Here is a 6,089-nt window from a genome sequence, read left to right as displayed (position 1 = left end):
GGCCCAAACCACCGCGAAAACGGATATACACCCGACTTCAAAGTCACCCAAAGACGCGGAGCGTCAAACAACCCGTTACCACGCGGAGCGTGGGAACGATCAGCAATCCTTGGGCCTGCCATGCGCCGCCAGCCGCTCCAGCGCCGCGCGCAGCTTGGGGTCGCTGATCCCCTCGGCTGTCTCATTGAGCGTCTCGGCGGCCGCGCTCGAAAGATCCCGCGAATGACCCACCGCCGCCCCATGAATCGTCGGCGGTTGTACCTTGAACAGCAATCGGGTCAGGTTGGCAAACTCCTTGAACTCCACCAACTGACGCTGCAAGCGCCGCTGCTGATAACGCAAACGGGTCGCCCAATGCCCGTCCGTCACCACCAGCAACAAAGTTCCTTCCCGCCACGACGCCACATGACAATGCGCCCGGGCAGCCGGTTGCAACTGCGTTTCGAGCAGGCGCTGCAAGTGTGCCAGGCGCTGGGCGTGGTTGAAGATCGCCCGCAAGGGCCTGGCCTCACGCAGAAGAGCCGCCGGTGCGCGAGCCTGTAAAGGACGAAATGCCATATCAGATGCCTGTTCTTGCAAGCCCGCGATCTTAACAGAAAGCGCCGGGCAGCCCTGTAAGCGTTGGATCAAGCGGCCTTAAAGCGGTTACAGTATGAAAAAACATTAATCAAACTTCTGCCCCGTACGGGTTGAAGTCCCGAGAAATGCCCCTATTGTACTTCTGCCCCGTAACATTGCTGTGCCAGCATCGTGGAATAACGCCACTTTCCTCACCACCATTTCCGGGTAGAATGCTCGTTCGCATGCGGCCATGAGGGCTGCACGGGCGACTCACGGGGCCGCCCTCCATCTCTATGTGTGGAAGATCCTGTCGATATGTTTGCACCTTTGTTGAAAAAACTTTTCGGAAGCAAGAACGAGCGCGAAGTGAAGCGCATGCTCAAGACGGTTCAATTCGTCAACAGCTTCGAAGAGCAAATGGTGGCCCTTTCGGACGAGCAACTGCGCGCCAAGACCGAAGAATTCAAGGCCCGCATCGCCAAAGGTGAGACCCTCGATAAGCTCCTGCCTGAAGCCTTTGCGGTATGCCGTGAAGCGGGCAAGCGCATCATGGGGATGCGTCACTTCGACGTTCAGCTGATCGGTGGCATGACGCTGCACGAAGGCATGATCGCCGAAATGCGCACCGGTGAAGGTAAAACCCTGGTGGCGACACTGGCGGTGTACCTCAACGCGCTGTCCGGCAAGGGCGTGCACGTTGTCACCGTGAACGATTACCTGGCTCGCCGCGACGCCAACTGGATGCGCCCGCTGTACGAATTCCTCGGTCTGACCGTAGGCGTCGTCACGCCATTCCAGCCGCCTGAAGAAAAGCGCGCTGCGTACGCCTCCGACATCACCTACGGCACCAACAACGAATTCGGTTTCGATTACCTGCGCGACAACATGGCGTTCAGCATGGAAGAAAAATTCCAGCGCGAACTCAACTTTGCCGTGATCGACGAAGTGGACTCCATCCTCATCGACGAGGCGCGTACGCCGCTGATCATCTCCGGCCAGGCCGAAGACAGCTCCAAGCTCTACACCGAAATCAACAAGCTGATCCCTAAACTCGAGCAGCACATCGAGGAAGTGGAAGGCGTCGTGACCAAGCAGGGCCACTTCACCATCGACGAGAAATCCCGTCAGGTGGAGCTCAACGAGTCCGGTCACCAGTTCATCGAAGAAATGCTCACCGAAGTCGGCCTGCTGGCTGAAGGCGAGAGCCTGTACTCGGCGCACAACCTGGGCCTGCTGACCCACGTCTACGCCGGCCTGCGTGCGCACAAGCTGTTCAACCGCAACGTCGAGTACATCGTCCAGGACGGCCAGATCCTGCTGGTCGACGAACACACCGGCCGTACCATGCCGGGTCGTCGCCTGTCCGAAGGCCTGCACCAGGCCATCGAGGCCAAGGAGCACCTGAACATTCAGGCCGAGAGCCAGACCCTGGCTTCGACCACCTTCCAGAACTACTTCCGTCTGTACAACAAGCTGTCCGGCATGACCGGTACCGCAGACACCGAAGCGTTCGAATTCCACCAGATCTACGCCCTGGCCGTGATGGTCATCCCGCCGAACAAGCCGTTGGCGCGCAAGGACTTCAACGACCTGGTGTACCTGACCGCCGAAGAGAAATACCTGGCGATCATCACTGACATCAAGGCGTGCCTGGCCGAGCAGCGTCCGGTGCTGGTGGGTACCGCGACCATCGAAACTTCCGAGCACATGTCCAATCTGCTCAAGAAGGAAGGCATCGATCACAAGGTCCTGAACGCCAAGTTCCACGAGAAGGAAGCCGAGATCATCGCGCAGGCCGGCCGTCCTGGCGCCCTGACCATCGCCACCAACATGGCCGGTCGCGGTACCGACATCCTGCTGGGCGGCAACTGGGAAGTGGAAGTCGCAAGCCTCGAAGACCCGACCCCGGAGCAGATCGCACAGATCAAGTCCGCCTGGCAGAAACGCCATCAGCAAGTGATCGAGGCCGGTGGCCTGCACGTGATTGCGTCCGAGCGTCATGAATCCCGTCGTATCGACAACCAGCTGCGCGGTCGCGCCGGTCGTCAGGGCGACACCGGTTCGAGCCGTTTCTACCTGTCGCTGGAAGACAGCCTGATGCGCATCTTCGCCTCTGACCGGGTGAAGAACTTCATGAAGGCGCTGGGCATGCAGTCCGGCGAGGCCATTGAGCACCGCATGGTGACCAACGCCATCGAAAAGGCCCAGCGCAAGGTCGAAGGCCGCAACTTCGACATCCGCAAGCAACTGCTGGAGTTCGACGACGTTTCCAACGAACAGCGTAAAGTGATCTACCACATGCGTAACAGCCTGCTGGCTGCGACGAACATTGGTGACACCATTGCCGAGTTCCGCGAAGAAGTGCTCGACGCCACCATCAGCGCGCACATTCCGCCTCAGTCGCTGCCAGAGCAGTGGGACGTGGCCGGTCTGGAAGCTGCACTGAACAGCGATTTCAGCGTCAAGCTGCCGGTTCAGCAGTGGCTGGACGAAGACGACCACCTGCACGAAGAAACCCTGCGTCCGAAACTGCTGGAAGCCATCCTGTCGGCTTACAACGAGAAGGAAGACCAGGCCAGCGCCGAAGCCCTGCGCACCTTCGAGAAGCAGATCCTGCTGCGCGTCCTGGACGACCTGTGGAAAGACCACCTGTCGACCATGGACCACCTGCGTCACGGTATCCACCTGCGCGGCTACGCTCAGAAGAACCCGAAACAGGAATACAAGCGCGAGTCCTTCACCCTGTTCCAGGAACTGCTGGATTCGATCAAGCGCGACACCATCCGCGTGCTGTCGCACGTTCAGGTTCGCCGCGAAGATCCGGCCGAAGAAGAAGCGCGCCTGCGTCGCGAAGCCGAAGAACTGGCCCAGCGTATGCAGTTCCAGCACGCCGAAGCACCGGGTCTGGATCAGCCGCTCGCACTGGCGGAGGAGGGCGATGACGTCGCCGTCGCCGCTGCTGCCCTGTCGCCGGTTCGCAACGACCAGAAACTGGGTCGCAACGAGCTGTGCTGGTGTGGCTCCGGTAAAAAATTCAAGCATTGCCACGGTCAGATTAATTAAGTAACGGCCTGGCTGTAGCTTTGACGCAATACCACGCCGCGACCGGCCCAGCCGTCGCGGCGTTTTTCAATCATTCGAGCCGTCGTGGTACTGCCCGGCGGCCTGGTTAGTTTAAGGAGCGCATTTCATGGCTGTTGGTCTTGGTCCTCTGCCGACTCTGCACCCGGTTCCCGGTTTTGAACTTGGTATTGCCTCTGCCGGCATCAAGCGCCCGGGGCGCAAGGATGTGGTGGTCATGCGCTGCGCCGAAGGTTCCAGCGTCGCTGGCGTGTTCACCCTGAATGCGTTTTGTGCAGCACCGGTGATCCTGTCCAAACAGCGCGTAGGCGGCACCGTTCGCTACCTGCTGACCAACACCGGCAATGCCAACGCAGGCACCGGCGAGCCAGGCCTGGCTGCTGCCGAGCGCACCACCGCGAAACTGGCCGAACTGACCGGCGTCGACGCCAGCGCGATCCTGCCGTTCTCCACCGGCGTGATCGGCGAGCCGTTGCCTGTGGAAAAGATCGAAGGCGCATTGCAAGCCGCGCTGGACGACCTGTCTGTGGATAACTGGGCGGCCGCGGCCACCGGCATCATGACCACCGACACCCTGCCCAAAGGCGCCAGCCGCCAGTTCCAGGTCGATGGCGTGACCGTCACCGTGACCGGCATCAGCAAGGGCGCGGGCATGATTCGTCCGAACATGGCCACCATGCTCGGCTACATCGCCACCGACGCCAAAGTGTCCCAGAGCGTGCTGCAGGACCTGATCCGCGACGGCGCCAACAAGTCGTTCAACCGCATCACCATCGATGGCGACACCTCGACCAACGATTGCTGCATGCTGATCGCCACCGGCCAGGCCAACCTGCCGGAAGTCACCGAAGCCCGCGGCCCGTTGTTCGACGCGCTGAAAAAAGCCGTGTTCGACGTCTGCATGGAAGTCGCCCAGGCCATCGTGCGTGACGGCGAAGGCGCGACCAAATTCGTGACTGTCGAAGTCAACGGTGGCGGCAATCATCAAGAGTGCCTGGACGTTGGCTACACCGTCGCTCACTCGCCGCTGATCAAGACCGCGTTGTTCGCCTCCGACCCGAACTGGGGCCGCATACTGGCCGCCGTGGGCCGCGCCGGCGTGCCGGACCTGGACGTGAGCAAGATCGACGTGTTCCTGAGCGGCGTGTGCATCGCCAGCAAGGGCGCCCGCGCCACGACCTACACCGAGGCTCAGGGCTCGGCGGTCATGGCCGAAGAAGAAATCACCATCCGCATCGAGCTGGGCCGTGGTGATTGCAGCGAAACGATCTGGACCACCGACCTGTCCCACGAGTACGTGAAGATCAACGCGGAATACCGCACCTGATCGCTGAGGGGTGTCGTACATGACACCCCTCGTAGCAGTCCGGCTTGCCGGCGTCAGCTACCTCAAGATCGCCGACGCCGGCAAGCCGGACTGCTACAGGTAAGCGCAAAGGTCAGTTTTTAAGGAAGGTGTAACGTGAAACGCATCCATGTAGCCGCCGCGGTCATTCGTGGCACCGACGGCAAGATTCTGATTGCCAGGCGCGCTGACAAGCAGCACCAGGGCGGCTTGTGGGAGTTTCCCGGGGGCAAGGTCGAGCCCGACGAAACCGTCGAGGCGGCGTTGTCCCGTGAGTTGAAAGAAGAACTGGGCATCGTGGTCGCCAAGGCGCGGCCATTGATCAAGATCAAACACGACTACCCCGACAAGCAGGTGTTGCTGGATGTCTGGGAAGTCTCGTCTTTTACCGGCGAGCCTCACGGCGCCGAGGGCCAGCCGCTGGCCTGGGTGTCGAACAGGGAACTGGCCAGCTATGAATTCCCTGCCGCCAATCAACCGATCGTCGCGGCAGCCCGTTTGCCGGGCGAGTACCTGATTACCCCAGATGCCCTGGAAACGCCGCAGCTGCTGCAAGGCATGCAAAAGGCGATTGCCGGCGGGATCAAGCTGATCCAGCTGCGCGCACCGAACGGCTACGACCCCAAGTACCGCGATGTCGCGGTGGATGCGGTCGGGCTGTGCGCAGGCAAGGCGCAACTGATGCTCAAGGGGCCTCTGGAGTGGCTTGGGGACTTTCCGGCCGCAGGCTGGCACCTGACCAGCGAGCAACTGCGCAAATACGCCAGCAAGGGCCGTCCGTTCCCGGAAGAGCGCTGGCTGGCGGCCTCGTGCCACAACGCCCAAGAGCTGTCCCTGGCCGAGCAGATGGGCGTGGATTTCGTCACCCTGTCGCCGGTTCAACCCACCCAGAGCCATCCCGATGCCCATCCTCTGGGCTGGGAGCAGGCGCGGGCGTTGATCGAAGGTTTCAGCAAGCCGGTCTACCTGCTGGGCGGCGTGGGCCCGGCAGAGCGCCAGCAGGCGTGGGAAAACGGCGCGCAGGGCGTGGCGGGGATCCGCGCGTTCTGGCCGCAGATCTGAAAGCAATCGCTCCGTAGCAGCACGGCTTGCCGGCGGGGGC

Annotated in this window: 4 protein-coding genes; 3 read left to right on the top strand and 1 reads right to left on the bottom strand. The window is 61.5% G+C overall.

The genetic code is table 11. The annotated features are described in order from the left end of the window. Nucleotides 1-99: 99 nt before the first annotated feature. Nucleotides 100-558, bottom strand: coding sequence for a DciA family protein (locus tag NPS29_RS28540; protein ID WP_274136843.1), 459 nt, complete (start codon nt 556-558; stop codon nt 100-102). A gap of 318 nt (nt 559-876) precedes the next feature. On the opposite strand from NPS29_RS28540, the gene secA reads away from it, so the two are divergent. From secA to NPS29_RS28525, 3 genes are all read left to right on the top strand, one after another. Beyond that, complete coding sequence (secA, locus tag NPS29_RS28535; protein ID WP_274136841.1) at nt 877-3,624, top strand: preprotein translocase subunit SecA; 2,748 nt, start codon at nt 877-879, stop codon at nt 3,622-3,624. A 127-nt stretch (nt 3,625-3,751) separates the two neighbouring features. Beyond that, nucleotides 3,752-4,969, top strand: coding sequence for a bifunctional glutamate N-acetyltransferase/amino-acid acetyltransferase ArgJ (gene argJ, locus NPS29_RS28530; RefSeq protein ID WP_274136838.1), 1,218 nt, complete (start codon nt 3,752-3,754; stop codon nt 4,967-4,969). A gap of 135 nt (nt 4,970-5,104) precedes the next feature. After that, on the top strand, nt 5,105-6,049 hold the full coding sequence (locus tag NPS29_RS28525) for a Nudix family hydrolase (protein ID WP_274136836.1): 945 nt from the start codon (nt 5,105-5,107) through the stop codon (nt 6,047-6,049). Nucleotides 6,050-6,089: the final 40 nt, after the last annotated feature.

Source organism: Pseudomonas putida (assembly GCF_028682175.1).
In the GTDB taxonomy this organism is placed as follows: domain Bacteria; phylum Pseudomonadota; class Gammaproteobacteria; order Pseudomonadales; family Pseudomonadaceae; genus Aquipseudomonas; species Aquipseudomonas putida_AD.
This window is presented reverse-complemented; position numbering and strand designations above follow the sequence as displayed.